This is a genomic window from Endozoicomonas sp. ALB091 (assembly GCF_049310265.1).
In the GTDB taxonomy this organism is placed as follows: Bacteria; Pseudomonadota; Gammaproteobacteria; order Pseudomonadales; family Endozoicomonadaceae; genus Endozoicomonas.
Genome location: NZ_JBLYNQ010000013.1, coordinates 1 through 19,952, shown reverse-complemented (window position 1 = coordinate 19,952; position 19,952 = coordinate 1). Strand labels below are relative to the sequence as shown.

Genomic DNA, 19,952 nt, shown 5'->3' with positions numbered 1-19,952 from the left:
AAAAATGAACTTCTGAACAGAACAGCAGTCTGCTTTTTATATTCTCATGAATTAATGAAATATAATTATGGATAGAAGATCTGCTGGTATCAGTGGTAAATACACAAGATCAGGTCATGATTACAACCAACCGAAAGGCCATGCCCCTTCTTCAGGGCGTGGACGATATAGACATGCCACAGTCAGACAATGGGATAATCCCCCCCGCACTGCACCGGGTCGCAATCAATTTTACCATTCTTCTGGAGCAAACTCTTCTCAACATCTACAGGGCCGTTCAGTAAACCCTGCTCAGGATTTTAATGCCCTCATCAAACAGGAAATAATGGCTGATCTGGTGAGTAGATCGGATCATTTCGGTCATCGCTATGATGGGAGAAATCACGGACAATATGCCAGTTCAATTAAAAAATACACGTCAGCTGCTAAAAGACCGTTAAATCGAGCGGAACAAAGCCAGCTGATACGTTTGCTGCAAAATTTTACAGCAACGCGGAGCTGGAACTGGCGAAGCCTGACGACAACACTTCATTCATTGACTTCAGCGGGTGTTTTTACCCCTCATAAACCCGTGGATCAGCGTGTTAAGCTCACTCAAGCTGCCTTATTGTCCACGCTACTTGATGCAATAATATTCAAGTGCAACCAAAAACCTCAAGCCAGGGATATTGATGCCCTGAGAATCTCCAACCTGCTGTGGGCCATGGCGAAACTGGTGGACAACGGGCAGAAGCAGACACCAGAGTTCAAAGAGGCCGTGGCCGTACTGTTGCCCCACGTGAATGCACAGCAAGACCAATTTATTCCTCTGGGTATCGCCAACCTGCTGTGGGCCATGGCAAAACTGGTGGACAACGGGGAGTGGACACCAGAGCTCAAAGAAGCTGTGGCCACACTGTTGCCCCATGTGAACGCACAGAAAGACCAATTTAATGCCCAGAATATTGCCAACCTGCTGTGGGCCATGGCGAAACTGTCGGACAACGGACAAAAGCGGACACCAGAGCTCAACGAGGCCGTAGCCGTGCTGCTGCCCCACGTGAACGTACAAAAAGCTACCTTTAAACCGCAGGGTATTGCCAACCTGCTGTGGGCCATGGCGAAACTGATGGACAACGGCCAGAAGCGGACGCCAGGGCTTAACGAGGCCGTGGCCGCCCTGTTGCCCCACGTGAACGCACAGAAAGACCAATTTATTCCTCAGGCTATCGCCAACCTGCTGTGGGCCATGGCGAAACTGGTGGACAACGGTCAGGAGCAGACACCAGAACTCAAAGAGGCTGTAGCTGCGCTGTTGCCCTACGTAAACACACAAAAAGCTTGCTTTAAACCACAGGAAATCGCCAACCTGCTGTGGGCCATGGCTAAACTGGTGAACAACGGGCAGGAGTGGACTCCAGAACTCGAAGAGACCGTGGTCGCCCTGTTGCCCCTCGTGAACGCACAGAAAGAACAATTTAATGCCCAGGGGATCGTCAATCTGCTGTGGGCCATGGCGAAGCTGGTGGACAACGGGCAGGAGCGAACACCAGGGCTCAAAGAGGCCGTTGCCGCACTGTTGCCGAAAGTGAATGCACAGAAAAACCAATTTAATGCCCAGCATATCGCCAACCTGCTGTGGGCAATGGCGAAACTGTCGGACAACGGTCAAGAAGGGACACCAGAATTCAACGCGACCGTGGCCGTGCTATTGCCCCAGGTGAATGCGCAGAAAGCTAACTTTAAACCACAGGAAATCGCTATCCTGCTCTGGGCTATGGCAAAACTGGTGGACAACGGGCAGGAGCAGGCAACAGGTCTCATGGAAGCCGTGGCCGCGCTGTTGCCCCAAGTGAGCGCACTGAAAGACCAATTTAATGCCCAGAATATTGCCAACCTGCTGTGGGCCGTGGCGAAACTGGTGGACAACGGGCAACAGCAGACACCAGCGCTCAACGAGGCCGTGGTTGCCCTGTTGCCCCTCGTGAACGCACAGAAAGACCAATTTGATGCCCAGGGGATCGCCAACCTGCTGTGGGCCATGGTGAAATTAGTGGACGACGTGCAAGAGCCGACACCAGAGCTCAAAAAGGCCGCCACCGCGCTGTTGCCCCAAGTGAACGCACAGAAAGCTAACTTTAAACCACAGGAAATTGCCAACCTGCTGTGGGCCACGGCGAAACTGGTGGACAACGTGCAGATACCAGAGATTAAAGAAGCCGTCACCGCGCTGTTGCCCCACGTGAATGCGCAGAAAACTAACTTTAAACCCCGGGAAATCGCTATTCTGCTTTGGGCCATGGCGAAACTGGGTGAGCTCGTTGAACTGAACGTGGTTACCTCTATCTTCAAATCGCTGGTCCACAAAATCAGTGAAAACCCTCAGCTCTCTCAGCAAGACATATTTATCTCCCTCTGGGGTGTAATGGTATGCTATGCCAGGTTGTCTCTGGTCTCCAATGCCAATAAAAATGACTGGCTTAAAAAACACATATATGACCTGTTTATTCGCCTGAAAAATACCTCCCCGGATAATGAAGAGGATCAAACCATCATTGCCATGGCCGCCAGTTGGCTTGGCAGAGCGTGTCCGTTCGCCCCCCATTACCAGACAATGACTTCAAAACCTCAAACTGTCGTCCGCAATCACCTCACATCATGCTTGCCCTCTTTGAAGATTGAAGAAGAAAAGAGTCTGAACTCATTACCTCCGGTTGACCTGCTACTGCCAGATCACAACATGGTGATTGAAATTCAGGGATCGTCTCATTACGTGAATGGTGATTTCAAAACCAGGAAGGGTTCGACGCTGCTGAAAATCGCACTGCTGCAAAAAGCAGGGTTTGAGGTCATTGAAATTCCGGCTAACCAGCTTTGGAACCAGGATTTAAGGCAACCCTTTATTGATCAAATAAAGGCCAGGGTAAATATCTTGCGTTTTCATATTCCAGAGTAGTTGTTCTTCTCCAATCATTTGCGTTTATAGACAGTTCAGCAAAATGAACTTCTGAACAGAACAGCAGTCTGCTTTTTATATTTTCATGAATTAATGAAATTTAATTATGGATAGAAGTTCTGCTGGTATCAGTGGTAAATACGCAAGATCAGATAATTATTATAACCGACCGGGTGGCCATGCCGCTTCTTCAGGGCGTGGACGATATAGACATGCCATGGTCAGGCAGTGGGATCATCCCCCCCACACTGCACCGGGTCGCAATGAATTTTACCATTCTTCTGGAGCAAGCTCTTCTCAACATCTACAGGGCCGTTCAATAAACCCTGCTCAGGATTTCAATGCCCTCATCAAACAGGAGATAATGGCTGATCTGTTGAGAAAATCGGATCGTTTCGGTCATCGCTATGATGGGAGACATCACGGTCAATATGCCAGTTCAATTAAAAAATACACGTCAGCTGCTAAAAGACCGTTAAACCGGGCGGAACAAAGCCAGCTGATACGTATGCTGCAAAATTTTACCCCAACACGGAGCTGGAACTGGCGAAGCCTGACGACAACACTTCATTCATTTACTTCAGCGGGTGTTTTTGCCTTTCATAAACCCATGGATGAGCGTGTTAAGCTTACTCAAGCTCACTTATTGTCAACGCTACTTGATGCAATAATATTTAACTGCAACCAAAAACCTGAAGCCCGGGGTATCGCCAACCTGCTGTGGGCCATGGCGAAACTGGTGGACAACGGGCAAGAATTGACACCTGCGTTCAACGAGGCAGTGGCTGCACTTTTGCTCCACTTGAACGCACAGAAAGACCAATTTAATGCCCGGGATACCGCCAACCTGCTGTGGGCCATAGCGAAACTAGTGGACAAAGGGCTGGAGCGGACACCAGGGTTCAAAGAGGCCGTGGCCGCGCTGTTGCTCCTCGTGAACGCTCAGAAAGACCAATTTATTCCTCAGAGTATCACCAACCTGCTGTGGGCCATGGCAAAACTGGTGGACAACGGGCAGGAGCAGACACCAGAACTCAACGAGGCCGTGGCCGCCCTGTTGCCCCTCGTGAACGTACAGAAAAACCAACTTAATGCCCATGGCATTGCCAACCTGCTGTGGGCCATGGCGAAACTGGTGGACAAAGGGCTGGAGCGGACACCAGGGCTGAAAGAGGCTGTGGCCGCCCTGCTGCCCCTTCTGAACGCACAGAAAAACCGACTTAGTGCCCAGGGCATTGCCAACCTGCTTTGGGCTATGGCGAAACTGATGGACAACGGGCTGGAGCGGACACCAGGGTTCAAAGAGGCCCTGGCCGCCCTGTTGCTCCTCGTGAACGCACAGAAAGACCAATTTATTCCTCAGGGTACCGCCAACCTGCTGTGGGCCATGGCAAAACTGGTGGACAACGGGCAGGAGCAGACACCAGAACTCAAAGAGGCTGTGGCCGCGTTATTGCCCAACGTGAACACTCAGAAAGCTAACTTTAACCCACAGGAAATCGCCAACCTGCTGTGGGCCATAGCGAAACTGGTGGACAACGGGCAGGAGCACACACCAGGGTTCAAAGAGGCCGTTGCCGCGCTGTTGCCCCACGTGAACGCACAGAAAGACCAGTTTAATGACCAGGGTATTGCCAACCTGCTATGGGCCATAGCGAAACTGGTGGACAACGGGCAGGAGCAGACACCAGAACTCAACGAAGCGGTGGCCGTGCTGTTGCCCCACGTAAACGCTCAAAAAGCCCCATTTATTCCTCAGCATATCGCCAATCTGCTGTGGGCCATGGCGAAACTGGTGGACAACGGGCAGGAGCGAACACCTGAACTCAACGAGGCCGTGGCCACGCTGTTGCCCCACGTAAAGGCACATAAAGACCAATTTACTCCTCAGCATATCGCCAACTTGCTGTGGGCCATGGCGAAACTGTTGGATAACGGAGAGTGGACACCAGAGTTCAAAGAGGCAGTGGCCGCGCTGTTGCTCCTTGTGAGCGCACAGAAAAACCAATTTACTGCCCAGGGTATCGCCAACTTGCTGTGGGCCATGGCGAAACTGGTGGACGGGCAAGAGCTGACACCAGCGCTAAAAGCGGCCGTGGCCGCGCTGTTGCCCCATATAAACGTACAGAAAGCTAACTTTAAACCACAGGAAATCACCAACTTGCTGTGGGCCATGGCGAAACTGGTGGACAACGGGCAGGAGCAGGCAACAGGTATCATGGAAGCCGTAGTCGCCCTGTTGCCCCACGTAAACGCACAGAAAGACCAATTTATTCCCCAGCATATCGCCAACCTGCTGTGGGCCATGGCGAAACTGGTGGACAACGGACTGGAGCAGACACCAGCGCTCAAAAAGGCCGTGTTTGCCCTGTTGCCTCTCGTGAACGCACAGAAAGACCAATTTAATGCCCAGGCTATCGCCAACCTGCTGTGGGCCATGGCGAAACTGGTGGACAACGGACTGGGGCAGACACCAGAGCTCAAAAAGACCGTCTCCGCGCTGTTGCCCCAAGTGAACGCACAGAAAGCTAACTTTAAACCACAGGAAATCGCCAACCTGTTGTGGACCATGGCGAAACTGGTGGACGACGTGCATGACCGGACACCGGAGCTTAATGAGGCCGTCACCGCCCTGTTGTCCCACGTGAACGCACAGAAAGACCAATTTATTCCCCAGCATATCGCCAACCTGCTGTGGGCCATGGCGAAACTGGGTGAACTCGTTGAGCTGAATGTGGTTACCTCTACATTCGAATCGCTTGTCCACAAAATCAGTGAAAAACCTCAGCTCTCCAGGCAAGATATATCGATGTCTCTCTGGGGAGTCATGGTATGCTGTGCCAGGTTGTATCTGGTCTCCAATGCCAATAAAAATAACGTGCTTGAAAAGCACATGGATGACCTGTTGACTCGCCTGGAAAATACATCACCGGATAAAGAGGATCAAACTACCATTGCCATGGCCGCCAGTTGGCTTGGCAGACCGTGTCCTTTCGCCCCCCATTACCAGACGATGACTTCAAAAACTCAAACTGTCGTCCGCAATCAACTCCAATCATGCATGCCCTCCTTGAAGATTGAAAAAGAAAAGAGTCTGAACTCATTACCTCCAGTTGACCTGTCACTGCCAGATCACAACATGGTGATTGAAATTCAGGGACCGTTTCATTACGTGAGTAACGATTTCAAAACCCGGAATGGTTCGACTCTACTGAAAATTGCACTGCTGCAAAAATCAGGATTTGAGGTTATTGAAATCCCGATTAACACGCTTTGGAGCCCGGACTCAATAAAACGATGTATTGATCAAATAAAGACCATAATCAACACCCAACCGAAGGGGCATGGCTCTGAATCATTTAACAATCCAGAGTAATTGTTCTTCTCCAACCATCGGCGTTTATAGACAGTTCAGAAAAATGAACTTCTGAACAGAACAGCAGTCTGCTTTTTATATTTTCATGAATTAATGAAATATACTTATGGACAGAAGTTCTGCTGGTATCAGTGGTAAATACGCAAGATCAGATAATTATTATAACCGACCGGGTGGCCATGCCGCTTCTTCAGGGCGTGGACGATATAGACATGCCACGATCAGGCAGTGGGATCATCCCCCCCGCACTGCACCGGGTCGCAATGAATTTTACCATTCTTCTGGAGCAAGCTCTTCTCAACATCTACAGGGCCGTTCAATAAACCCTGCTCAGGATTTCAATGCCCTCATCAAACAGGAGATAATGGCTGATCTGTTGAGAAAATCGGATCGTTTCGGTCATCGCTATGATGGGAGACATCACGGTCAATATGCCAGTTCAATTAAAAAATACACGTCAGCTGCTAAAAGACCGTTAAATCGAGCCGAACAAAGCCAGCTGATACATTTGCTGCAAAATTATACAGTAACACGGAGCTGGAACTGGCGAAGCCTGACGACAACACTTCATTCATTGACTTCAGCGGGTGTTTTTACCTTTCATAAACCCATGGATGAGCGTGTTAAGCTTACTCAAGCTCACTTATTGTCAAGGCTACTTGATGCAATAATATTTAACTGTAACCAAAAAACTGAAGCCAGGAATATTGATGCTCAGGGAATTGCCAACCTGCTGTGGGCCATGGCGAAACTGGTGGACAATGGGCAGAAGCAGACACCAGAGTTCAAAGAGGCCGTGGCCGCCCTGTTGCGCCTCGTGAATGCACAGAAAGACCAATTTATTCCTCAGGGTATCGCCAACCTGCTGTGGGCCATGGCGAAACTGGTGGACAACGGGCTGGAGTGGACATCTGGGCTCAAAGAGGCGGTGGTCGCGCTGTTACCCCACGTGAACGCACAGAAAGACCAATTTAAGGCCCAGGGAATCGCCAACCTATTGTGGGCCATTACGAAACTGGTGGACAACGGGCAGGAGCGGACACCAGGGCTCAACGAGGCCGTGGCCGCCCTGTTGCCCTATGTGAACGCACAGCAAAACCAATTTATTCCTCAGCATATCGCCAACCTGCTGTGGGCCATGGCGAAACTGGTGGACAATGGGCAGGAGCAGACACCATCGCTCAACGAAGCCCTGGTCGCGTTGTTATCCCGGGTGAACGCACAGAAAGACCAATTTAATGTCCAGGATATCACCAACCTGCTGTGGGCCATGGCGAAACTGGTGAACAACGGGCAGAAGCAGACACCAGGGCTCAACGAGGCCGTGGCCACACTATTGCCCCACGTGAACGTATAGAAAGCTAACTTTAAACCACAGGATATCACCAACCTGCTGTGGGCCATGGCGAAACTGGTGAAAAACGGGCAGGGGCGGACACCTGAGCTCAAAGAGGCCGTGGCCGCGCTGTTGCCCCATGTGAACGCACAGAAAGCTGACTTTAAACCACTGGTTATCGCCAACCTGCTGTGGGCCATGGCAAAACTGTCGGACTACAGCCAGGAGCAGACACCAGAGTTCATCGAGGCCGTGGCCGCGCTGTTGCACTGCGTGAACGCACAGAAAGACCAATTTATTCCTCAGCAGATCAGCAACCTGCTGTGGGCCATGGCAAAACTGGTGGACAACGGGCTGGAGCGGACACCAGGGCTCAACGAGGCCGTGGACGCCCTGTTGCCCTACGTGAACGCACAGAAGGACCAATTGAATGCCCAGCATATTGCCAACCTGCTGTGGGCCATGGCGAAACTGGTGGACTACGGGCAAAAGCGGACACCAGCGCTCAACGAGGCTGTGGCCACGCTGTTGCCCCATGTGAACGCACAGAAAGACCAATTTCTTCCTCAGCACATCGCCAACATGCTGTGGGCCATGGCGAAACTGGTGGACAACGGGCAGGAGTGGACACCAGAGTTCAAAGCGGCCATGGCCGCACTGTTACCCCACGTGAACGCACAGAAAGCTAACTTTAAACCACAGGGCATCGCCAACCTGCTGTGGGCCATGGCGAAACTGGGTGAACTCGTTGAGCTGAATGTGTTTACCTCTACGTTCGAATCGCTTGTCTACCGAATCAGTGAAAATCCTCCGCTCTCCAGGCAAGATATATTGATATCTCTCTGGGGCGTAATGGTATGCTGTGCCAGGTTGTCGCTGGTCTCCAATGCCAATAAAAATAACGTGTTTGAAAAGCACATGGATGACCTGTTGACTCGCCTGGAAAATACATCCCTGGACAATGAAAAGGATCGACACATTATTACTATGGCCGCCAGTTGGCTTGGCAGAGCGTGTCCGATCGTCCCCCATTACCGGACAACCATTTCAGAACCTCAAACTTTCTTCCGCGATCAACTCCAGTCATGCATGCCCTCTTTGAAGATTGAAGAAGAAAAGTGCCTGAACTCATTGCCTCCAGTTGACCTGCTACTGCCAGATCACAACATTATTATTGAAGTTCAGGGGCCGTTTCATTACGTGAATGGTGATTTCAAAACCAGGAAAGGTTCGACTCTGCTGAAAATCGCACTGTTGCAAAAAGCAGGGTTTGAAGTCATTGAAATCCCGGTTAACCAGCTTTGTAACCAGGATTTAATGAAACCATTTATTGATCAAGTAAAGAAGAGAACAAGCAGCCAGTAATCGTCTACCTGCTATCATGACTCAGAACCATTTTCACAATTCAGAATAGATGTTCTTCTCCAACCATTGTCGTTTATAGACAGTTCAGCAAAATGAACTTCTGAACAGAACAGCAGTCTTCTTTTTATATTTTCATGAATTAATGAAATTTAATTATGGATAGAAGTTCTGCTGGTATCAGTGGTAAATACGCAAGATCAGATAATTATTATAACCGACCGGGTGGCCATGCCGCTTCTTCAAGGCGTGGACGATATAGACATGCCATGGTCAGGCAGTGGGATGATACCCCACGCAATAACCCGGGGCGTAATAAATTTTACCGTTCTTCTGACGCATGCCCTTCTCAACATCTACTGCGCCGTTCAGTAACCCCTGCTCAAGATTTTAATGCGCTCATCAAACAGGAAGTAATGGATGATCTGTTGAGAAAATCGGATCGTTTCGGTCATCGCTATGATGGGAGACATCACGGTCGATATGCCAGTTCAATTAAAAAATACACGTTAGCTGCTAAAAGACCGTTAAATCGAGCCGAACAAAGCCAGCTGATACATTTACTGCAAAATTTCACAGTAACACGGAGTTGGAATTGGCGAAGCCTGACAACAACACTTCATTCATTGACTTCAGCGGGTGTTTTTACCCCTCATAACCCCGTGGATCAGCGTATTAAGCTCACTCAAGCTGCCTTATTGTCCACGCTTCTTGATGCAATAATATTCAAGTGCAACCAAAAACCTCAAGCCAGGGATATTGATGCCCTGGGAATCGCCAACCTGCTGTGGGCCATGGCGAAACTGGTGGACAACGGGCAGAAGCAGACACCGGAGTTCAAAGAGGCCGTGGCCGCCCTGCTGCCCCACGTGAATGCACAGAAAGACCAATTTATTCCTCTGGGTATCGCTAACCTGCTGTGGGCCATGGCGAAACTGGTGGACAACGGGGAGTGTACACCAGAGCTCAAAGAAGCTGTGCCCACGCTGTTGCCCCATGTGAACGCACAGAAAGACCAATTTAATACCCAGAATATTGCCAACCTCCTGTGGGCCATGGCGAAACTGTCGGACAACGGGCAGAAGCAGACACCGAAGCTCAACGAGGCCGTAGCCGCGCTGCTGCCCCACGTGAACGTACAGAAAGACCAATTTATTCCTCAGGGTATCGCCAACCTGCTGTGGGCCATGGCGAAACTGGTGGACAACGGCCAGGAGCAGACACCAGAGCTCAACGAGGCCGTGGCCGCGTTGTTGCCCCGGGTGAACGCACAGAAAGCTAACTTTAAACCACAGGAAATCGCCAACCTGCTGTGGGCCATGGCGAAACTGGTGGACAGCGGGCTGGAGCGGACACCAGGGCTCAACGAGGCCGTGGCCTCGCTGCTGCCCCATGTGAACGCACAGAAAAACCAACTTAATGCCCGGGACATTGCCAACCTGTTGTGGGCCATGGCGAAACTGGTGGACAACGGGCTGGAGCGGACACCAGGGCTCAACGAGGCCCTGGTCGCACTGTTGCCCCGGGTGAACGCACAGAAAGACCAATTTAATGTCCAGGATATCACCAACCTGCTGTGGGCCATGGCGAAACTGGTGGACAACGAGCATGAGTGGACACCAGGGCTCAACGAGGCCGTGGCCGCCCTGTTGCCCCATGTGAACGCACAGAAAGACCAACTTAATGCCCAGGGCATTTCCAACCTGTTGTGGGCCATGGCGAAACTGGTGGACAACGGGCTGGAGCGGACACCAGGACTCAACAAGGCCCTGGTCGCGCTGTTGTCCCGGGTGAACGCTCAGAAAGACCAATTTAATGTCCAGGATATCGCCAACCTGCTGTGGGCCATGGCGAAACTGGTGGGCAACGGGCAGCAGTGGACACCGGGTCTCAAAGAGGCTGTAGCCACACTGTTACCCCAGGTAAGTGCACAGAAAAACCAATTTATTCTTCAGCATATTGCCAACCTGCTGTGGGCCATGGCGAAACTGGTGGGCAACGGGCTGGAGCGGACACCAGGACTCAACGAGGCCGTGGCCGCGCTATTGCCCCAAGTGATCGCACAGAAAGCTAACTTTAAACCACAGCAAATCACCAACCTGCTGTGGGCCATGGCGAAACTGGTGGACAACGGGCAGGAGCGGACACCAGAGCTCAACGAGGCCATGGCCGCGTTGTTGCCCCACGTGAGCGCACAGAAAGCCAACTTTACACCACAGGGTATTGCCAATCTGCTGTGGGCCATGGCGAAACTGGTGGACAACGGGCAGGAGTCGACACCAGAACTCAACAAGGCCGTAGCCGCGCTGTTGCCCCACGTAAACGCACAGAAAGCTGACTTTAACCCACAGGATATCGCCAACCTGCTGTGGGCCATGGCGAAACTGGTGGACAACGGGCATGAGAGGTCACCAGAACTCAACAAGGCCGTAGCCGCGCTGTTGCCCCACGTAAACACACAGAAAGCTGACTTTAACCCACAGCATATCGCCAACCTGCTGTGGGCCATGGCGAAGCTGGTGGACAACGGGCAGAAGTCGACACCAGGACTCAACGAAGCCCTGGTCGCGCTGTTGCCCCGGGTGAACGCACAGAAAACCCAATTTCATGTCCAGTTTATTGCCAACCTGCTGTGGGCCATGGCGAAACTGGTGGACAACGGGCTGGAGCAGACACCAGCGCTCAACGAGGCTGTGGCCACGCTGTTGCCTCACGTGAACGCACAGAAAGACCAATTTATTCCTCAGCACATCGCCAACCTGCTGTGGGCCATGGCGAAACTGGTGGATAACGGGCAGGAGTGGACACCAGAGTTCAAAGCGGCCGTGGCTGCGCTGTTACCCCACGTGAGCGCACAGAAAGCTAACTTTAAACCACAGGAAATCGCCAACCTGCTGTGGGCCATGGCGAAACTGGGTGAACTCGTTGAGCTGAACGTGGTTACCTCTATCTTCAAATCGCTTGTCCACAAAATCAGTGAAAACCCTCAGTTCTCTCAGCAAGATATATTTATGTCTCTCTGGGGCGTAATGGTATGCTGTGCCAGGTTGTCTCTGGTCTCCAATGCCAATAAAAATAACGTGCTTGAAAAGCACATGGATGACCTGCTTACTCGCCTGGAAAATACCCCCCCGGACAATGAAAAGGATCAACGCGTCATTGCCATGGCCGCCAGTTGGCTTGGCAGACCGTGTCCGATCGTCCCCCATTACCAGACAACCATTTCAAAACCTCAAACCTTCTTCCGCAATCAACTCCAATCATGCATGCCCTCTTTGAAGATTGAAGAAGAAAAGAGTTTGAACTCATTACCTCCGGTTGACCTGTTACTGCCAGATCACAACATGGTGATTGAAATTCAGGGACCGTTTCATTACGTGAGTAACGATTTCAAAACCCGGAATGGTTCAACTCTACTTAAAATTGCTCTGCTGCAAAAATCAGGATTTGAGGTCATTGAAATCCCGATTAACACGCTTTGGAGCTCGGATTCAATAAAACGATGTATTGATCAAATAAAGACCAGGATAAACACCCAACCAAAAGGGCATGGCTCTGAATCATTTAACAATCCAGAGTAGTTGTTCTTCTCCAACCACTGGCGTTTATAGACAGTTCAGCAAAATGAACTTCTGAGCAGAACCGCAGTCTGCTTGTTATATTTTCATGAATTAATGAAATATAATTATGGATAGAAGTTCTGCTGGTATCAGTGGTAAATACGCAAGATCAGATAATTATTATAACCGACCGGATGGCCATGCCACTTCTTCAGGACGTGGACGATATAGACATGCCACAGTCAGACAATGGGATCATCCCCCCCGCACTGCGCCGGGTCGCAATGAATTTTACCATTCTTCTGGCACACGTTCTTCTCAACATCTACAGGGCCGCTCAGTAAACCCTGCTCAGGATTTTAATGCGCTCATCAAACAGGAAATAATGGATGATCTGGTGAGTAAATCTTATCGTTTCGGTGATCGCTATGATGGGAGACATCACGGTCTGTATGCTGATTCAATTAAAAGATACACATCAGCTGCTAAAAGACCGTTAAATCAAGCTGAACAAAGCCAGCTGATACGTTTGCTGCAAAATTTTACCGTAACACGGCGTTGGGACTGGCGAAGCCTTACGACAACACTACATTCATTGACTTCAGCGGGTTTTTTTACCCCTCATAACCCCATGGATGAGCGTGTCAAGCTAACTCAAGCTTCCTTATTGTCCACTCTGCTTGACGCAATAATATTCAAGTGCAACCAAAAACCTCAAGCCAGGGACATTGATGCCCGGGGAATCGCCAACCAGCTGTGGGCCATGGCGAAACTGGTGGACAACGGGCAGGAGCAGACACCAGGGCTCAAAGAGGCCGTGGTCGCGTTGTTGCCCCACGTAAACGCAAAGAAAGACCAATTTATTCCTCAGCATATCGCCAACCTGCTGTGGGCCATGGCGAAACTGGTGGACAACTTGCAGGAGTGGACACCAGGGCTCAAAGAGGCTGTGGCCACACTGTTGCCCCTCGTGAACACACAGAAAAACCAACTTAACGCCCGGGACATTGCCAGCCTGCTGTGGGCCATTACGAAACTGGTGAACAACGGGCTGGAGCGGACACCAGGGCTCAAAGAGGCAGTGGCCGCGCTGTTGCTCCAAGTGAACGCACAAAAAGATCAATTTATTCCTCAGGGTATCGTTAACCTGCTGTGGGCCATGGCGAAACTGGTGAACCACGGGCACGAACAGACACCAGGGCTCAAAGAGACCGTGGCCGCGTTATTGCCCCACGTGAACACATGGAAAGACCAATTTAATGCCCAGGATATCGGCAACCTGCTGTGGGCCATGGCGAAACTGGTGGACAACGGCCAGGAGCAGACGCCAGAGCTTAAAGAGACCGTAGCCGCGCTGGTGCCCCACGTGAACACACAGAAAGACCAATTTAATGCCCAGTGTATCGCCAACCTGCTGTGGGCTATGGCGAAACTGGTGGACAACGGGCAGGAGCAGACACCAGGGCTCAACGAGGCCGTGGCCGCGCTGTTGCCCCAGGTGAACGCACAGAAAGACCAATTTAATGCCCAGTGTATCGCCAACCTGCTGTGGGCCATGGCGAAACTGGTGGACAACTTGCAGGAGTGGACACCAGAGTTTAAAGAGGCCGTGACCGCGCTGTTGCTCCAAGTGAACGCACAAAAAGATCAATTTATTCCTCAGGGTATCGCTAACCTGCTGTGGGCCATGGCGAAACTGGTGAACAACGGGCACGAACAGACACCAGGGCTCAAAGAGGCCGTGGCCGCGTTATTGCCCCACGTGAACACATGGAAAGACCAATTTAATGCCCAGGATATCGGCAACCTGCTGTGGGCCATGGCGAAACTGGTGGACAACGGGCAGGAGCAGACGCCAGAGCTTAAAGAGACCGTAGCCGCGCTGTTGCCCCACGTGAACGCACAGAAAGACCAATTTAATGCCCAGGCTATCGCCAACCTGCTGTGGGCTATGGCGAAACTGGTGGACAACGGGCAGGAGCAGACACCAGAGCTCAACGAGGCCGTGGCCGCGCTGTTGCCCCACGTGAGCGCACAGAAAGGCCAATTTAATGCCCAGGGCATCGCCAACCTGCTGTGGGCCATGGCGAAACTGGTGGACAACGGGCAGGAGCGGACACCAGGGCTCAACGAGGCCGTGGCCGCGCTGTTGCCCCACGTGAACGCACAGAAAGACCAATTTAATGCCCAGGCTATCGCCAACCTGCTGTGGGCCATGGCGAAACTGGTGGGCAACAGGCAGGAGCGGACACCAGGGCTCAACGAGGCCGTGGCCGCGCTGTTGCCCCACGTGAACGCACAGAAAGACCAATTTAATGCCCAGGCTACCGCCAACCTGCTGTGGGCCATGGCGAAACTGGCTGACAACGGGCAGGAGCGGACACCAGGGCTCAACGAGGCCGTGGCCGCGCTGTTACCCCACGTGAACGCACAGAAAGACCAATTTGATGCCCAGGCTATCGCTAACCTGCTGTGGACCATGGCGAAACTGGTGGACAACGGCCAGGAGCAGACGCCAGAGCTTAAAGAGACCGTAGCCGCGCTGGTGCCCCACGTGAACGCACAGAAAGACCAATTTAATGCCCAGGCTATCGCTAACCTGCTGTGGGCCATGGCAAAACTGGTGGACAACAGCCAGGAGTGGACACCAGATTTCACAGAGGCCGTGGCCGCGCTGTTGCCCCAAGTGAACGCACAGAAAGACCAATTTAAAGCCCAGGGTATCGCCAACCTGTTGTGGGCCACGGCGAAACTGGGTGAGCTCGTTGAGCTGAACGTGGTTACATCCACGTTCGAATCGCTTGTCTACCGAATCAGTGAAAACCCTCAGTTCTCTCAGCAAGCGATATTGATATCTCTCTGGGGAGTAATGGTATGCTGTGGCAGGTTGTATCTGGACTGCAATGCCAATAAAAATAGTGTGCTTGAAAAGCACATGGATATCCTGTTGACTCGCCTGGAAAATACATTCCCAGATAATGAAGAGGATCAAACCACCATTGCCATGGCCGCCAGTTGGCTTGGCAGAGCGTGTCCGTTCAACCCCCATTACCAGACAATCGTTTCAAAACGTCAATCCGACTTCCGCAATCAACTCCAATCCTGTATGCCCTCTTTGAAGATTGAAGAAGAAAAGAGTTTGAACTCATTACCTCCGGTTGACCTGTTACTGCCAGATCACAACATTATTATTGAAGTTCAGGGGCCGTTTCATTACGTGAATGGTGATTTCAAAACCAGGAAAGGTTCGACTCTGCTGAAAATCGCACTGTTGCAAAAAGCAGGGTTTGAGGTCATTGAAATCCCGGTTAACCAGCTTTGGAACCAGGATTTAATGAAACCATTTATTGATCAAGTAAAGAAGAGAACAAACAGCCAGTAATCGTCTCCCTGTCATCATGACTCAGGAACCGTTTTCACAATTCAGAGTAGATGTTCTCCTCCAACCACTTGCGTTTATAAACCGTTCAGCAAAATGAACTTCTGAACAGAACCGCAGTCTGCTTTTTATATTCTCATGAATTAATGAAATATAATTATGGATAGAAGATCTGCTGGTATCAGTGGTAAATACACAAGATCAGGTAATAATTACAACCAACCGAATAACCATGCCCCTTCTTCAGGGCGTGGACGATATAGACATGCCACAGTCAGACCATGGGATAATCCCCCCCGCACTGCACCGGATCGCAATGAATTTTACCATTCTTCTGGCACACGCTCTTCTCAACATCTACAGTGCCGTTCAGTAAACCCTGCTCAAGATTTTAATGCCCTCATCAAACAGGAAATAATGGATGATCTGTTGAGTAAATCGGATCATTTCGGTCATCGCTATAATGGAAAAAATCACAGTCAATTTGCCAGTTCAATTAAAGAATACACGTCAGCTGCTAAAAGACCGTTAAACCGGGCAGAACAAAGCCAGCTGATACGTATGCTGCAAAATTTTACCCCAACACGGAGCTGGAATTGGCGAAGCCTGACGACAACACTTCATTCATTGACTTCAGCGGGTGTTTTTACCCCTTATAAACCCATGCATGAGCGTGTTCAGCTGACTCAAGCTGCCTTATTGTCAACTCTGCTTGATGCAATAATATTTAACTGCAACCAAAAACCTGAAGCCAGGGATATTGATGCCCGGGGAATCGCCAACCTGCTGTGGGCCATGGCGAAACTGGTGGACAACGGGCAGAAGCAGACACCAGAGTTCAACGAGGCCGTGGCCGCCCTGCTGCCCCACGTGAACGTAAAGAAAGACCAATTCAATGCCCAGGGTATCGCCAACCTGCTGTGGGCCATGGCGAAACTGGTGGACAACGGGCTGGAGCAGACACCAGGGCTCAACGAGGCCGTGGCCGCCCTGTTGCCCCTCGTGAACGCACAGAAAGACCAACTTAATGCCCAGGGCATTACCAACCTGCTGTGGGCCATGACGAAACTGGTGGACAACGGGCTGGAGCGGACACCAGGGCTCAACGAGGCCGTGGCCGCCCTGTTGCCCCTCGTGAACGCACAGAAAAACCAACTTAATGCCCAGGCCATTGCCAACCTGCTGTGGGCCATGGCGAAACTGGTGGACAACGGGCTGGAGCGGACACCAGGGCTCAACGAGGCCGTGGCCGCCCTGTTGCCCCTCGTGAACGCACAGAAAGACCAACTTAATGCCCAGGGCATTGCCAACCTGCTGTGGGCCATGGCGAAACTGGTGGACAACGGGCTGGAGCGGACACCGGGGCTCAACGAGGCCGTGGCCGCCCTGTTGCCCCTCGTGAACGCACAGAAAAACCAACTTAATGCCCAGGCCATTGCCAACCTGCTGTGGGCCATGGCGAAACTGGTGGACAACGGGCTGGAGCGGACACCAGGGCTCAACGAGGCCGTGGCCGCCCTGTTGCCTCTCGTGAACGCACAGAAAGACCAATTTATTCCTCAGCATATCGCCAACCTGCTGTGGGCCATGGCGAAACTGGTGGACAACGGGCTGGAGCGGACACCAGGGCTCAACGAAGCCCTGGTCGCGCTGTTGCCCCGGGTGAACGCACAGAAAGACCAATTTAATGTCCAGGATATCGCCAACCTGCTGTGGGCCATGGCGAAACTGGTGGACAACGAGCAGGAGTGGACACCAGGACTCAAAGAGGCCGTGGCCGCGCTGTTGCCCCACGTGAACGCACAGAAAAACACATTTAATGCCCAGGGTATCGCCAACCTGCTGTGGGCCATGGCGAAACTGGTGGACAACGGGCAGGAGCGGACACCAGGGCTCAACGAGGCCGTGGCCGCCCTGTTGCCCCACGTGAACGTACAGAAAGACCAATTTAAAGCCCAGGATATCGCCAACCTGCTGTGGGCCATGGCGAAACTGGTGGACAACGGGCAGGAGTCGACACCAGAGCTCAAAGAAGCTGTGGCCGCCCTGTTGCCCCACGTGAACGCACAAAAGGCTCACTTTAAACCACAGGGTATCACCAACCTGCTGTGGGCCATGGCGAAACTGGTGGACAACGGGCAGGAGAAGACAACAGCGCTTAACAAAACCGTGCTCGCACTGTTGCCCCGCGTGAAAATACAGAAAGACCAATTTATTCCTCAGCACATCGCCAACCTGCTGTGGGCCATGGCGAAACTGGTGGACAACGGGCAGGAGTCGACACCAGAACTCAACGAGGCCGTGACCGCACTGTTGCCCCACGTGAATGCACAGAGAGCTACCTTTAAACCACAAGAGATCGCCAACCTGCTGTGGGCCATGGCGAAACTGGTGGACAACGGGCAGGAGCAGACACCAGCGCTCAACGAGGCTGTGGCCACGCTGTTGCCTCACGTGAACGCACAGAAAGACCAATTTATTCCTCAGCACATCGCCAACCTGCTGTGGGCCATGGCGAAACTGGTGGATAACGGGCAGGAGTGGACACCAGAGTTCCAAGCGGCCGTGGCTGCGCTGTTACCCCACGTGAGCGCACAGAAAGCTAACTTTAAACCACAGGGTATCGCCAACCTGCTGTGGGCCATGGCGAAACTGGGTGAACTCGTTGAGCTGAATGTGGTTACCTCTACATTCGAATCGCTTGTCTACCGAATCAGTGAAAACCCTCAGCTCTGCAGGCAAGTTATATCGATGTCTCTCTGGGGCGTAATGGTATGCTGTGCCAGGTTGTCTCTAGACTCCAATGCCAATAAAAATAACGTGCTTGAAAAGCACATGGATGACCTGTTGACTCGCCTGGAAAATACATCACCAGATAATGAAGAGGATCAAACCATCATTGCCATGGCCGCCAGTTGGCTTGGCAGAGCGTGTCCGTTCACCCCCCATTACCAGACAACCATTTCAAAACATCAGGCCGACTTCCGCAATCAACTCCAATCATGCATGCCCTCTTTGAAGATTGAAGAAGAAAAGAGTCTGAACTCATTACCTCCGGTTGACCTGTTACTGCCAGATCACAACATGGTGATTGAAGTTCAGGGACCGTCTCATTACGTGAATGGTGATTTCAAAACCAGGAAGGGTTCGACTCTGCTGAAAATTGCACTGTTGCAAAAAGCAGGGTTTGAGGTCATTGAAATTCCGGTTAAACAGCGTTGGAACCGGGATTTAATGAAACCATTTATTGATCGAATAAAGAAGAGAACAAACAGCCAGTAATCGTCTCCCTGCCATCAAGACTCAGGAACCGTTTTTACAATTCAGAGTAGATGTTCTTCTCCAACTACTAGACAGTTCAGCAAAATGAACTTCTGAACAGAACCGCAGTCTGCTTTTTATATTCTCATGAATTAATGAAATATAATTATGGATAGAAGATCTGCTGGTATCAATGGTAAATACACAAGATCAGGTAATGATTACAACCAACCGAAAGGCCATGCCCCTTCTTCAGGGCGTGGACGATACAGACATGCCACAGTCAGACCATGGGATAATCCCCCCCGCACTGCGCCGGGTCGCCATGAATTTTACCATTCTTCTGGAGCAAGCTCTTCTCAACATCTACAGGGCCGTTCAGTAAACCCTGCTCAGGATTTTAATGCCCTCATCAAACAGGAAATAATGGCTGATCTGTTGAGTAAAGCGGATCGTTTCGGTCATCGCTATAATGGAAAAAATCACAGTCAATATGCCCTTTCAATTAAAAGATACACGTCAGCTGCTAAAAGACCGTTAAACCGGGCGGAACAAAGCCAGCTGATACGTATGCTGCAAAATTTTACCCCAACACGGCGTTGGGATTGGCGAAGCCTGACGACAACTCTTCATTCATTGACTTCAGCGGGTGTTTTTACCCCTTATAAACCCATGCATGAGCGTGTTCAGTTGACTCAAGCTGCCTTATTGTCAACTCTGCTTGATGCAATAATATTTAACTG

General features: G+C 51.3%; 8 protein-coding genes. All 8 read left to right on the top strand.

The genetic code is table 11. The features are described from left to right. The first annotated feature begins 67 nt into the window (after nucleotides 1–67). Nucleotides 68–2,935: a DUF1601 domain-containing protein gene (locus tag ACO6UX_RS23445; RefSeq protein WP_422450714.1), complete on the top strand. Its 2,868-nt coding sequence runs from the start codon at nucleotides 68–70 to the stop codon at nucleotides 2,933–2,935. Between the two features lie 106 nt (nucleotides 2,936–3,041). Continuing rightward, nucleotides 3,042–6,311, top strand: coding sequence for a DUF1601 domain-containing protein (locus tag ACO6UX_RS23440; RefSeq protein ID WP_422450713.1), 3,270 nt, complete (start codon nucleotides 3,042–3,044; stop codon nucleotides 6,309–6,311). 106 nt (nucleotides 6,312–6,417) lie between these two features. Beyond that, complete coding sequence (locus ACO6UX_RS23435; RefSeq protein WP_422450712.1) at nucleotides 6,418–7,668, top strand: DUF1601 domain-containing protein; 1,251 nt, start codon at nucleotides 6,418–6,420, stop codon at nucleotides 7,666–7,668. Nucleotides 7,669–7,713: 45 nt separating this feature from the next. Beyond that, on the top strand, nucleotides 7,714–9,012 hold the full coding sequence (locus ACO6UX_RS23430; RefSeq protein WP_422450711.1) for an RAP domain-containing protein: 1,299 nt from the start codon (nucleotides 7,714–7,716) through the stop codon (nucleotides 9,010–9,012). Between the two features lie 155 nt (nucleotides 9,013–9,167). Continuing rightward, nucleotides 9,168–12,590 carry a DUF1601 domain-containing protein gene (locus ACO6UX_RS23425; protein WP_422450710.1) on the top strand — a complete coding sequence of 1,141 codons (3,423 nt, stop codon included), beginning with the start codon at nucleotides 9,168–9,170 and terminating at the stop codon, nucleotides 12,588–12,590. 106 nt (nucleotides 12,591–12,696) lie between these two features. Beyond that, nucleotides 12,697–15,951, top strand: a complete 3,255-nt coding sequence (locus tag ACO6UX_RS23420) for a DUF1601 domain-containing protein (RefSeq protein WP_422450709.1) — start codon at nucleotides 12,697–12,699, stop codon at nucleotides 15,949–15,951. 156 nt (nucleotides 15,952–16,107) lie between these two features. Beyond that, nucleotides 16,108–19,230 (top strand): DUF1601 domain-containing protein, encoded by a 3,123-nt coding sequence (locus tag ACO6UX_RS23415; RefSeq protein ID WP_422450708.1) that lies wholly within the window; start codon nucleotides 16,108–16,110, stop codon nucleotides 19,228–19,230. Nucleotides 19,231–19,377: 147 nt separating this feature from the next. Next, nucleotides 19,378–19,952: hypothetical protein (locus ACO6UX_RS23410; RefSeq protein WP_422450707.1), on the top strand; the 575-nt coding region annotated here is incomplete at its 3' end.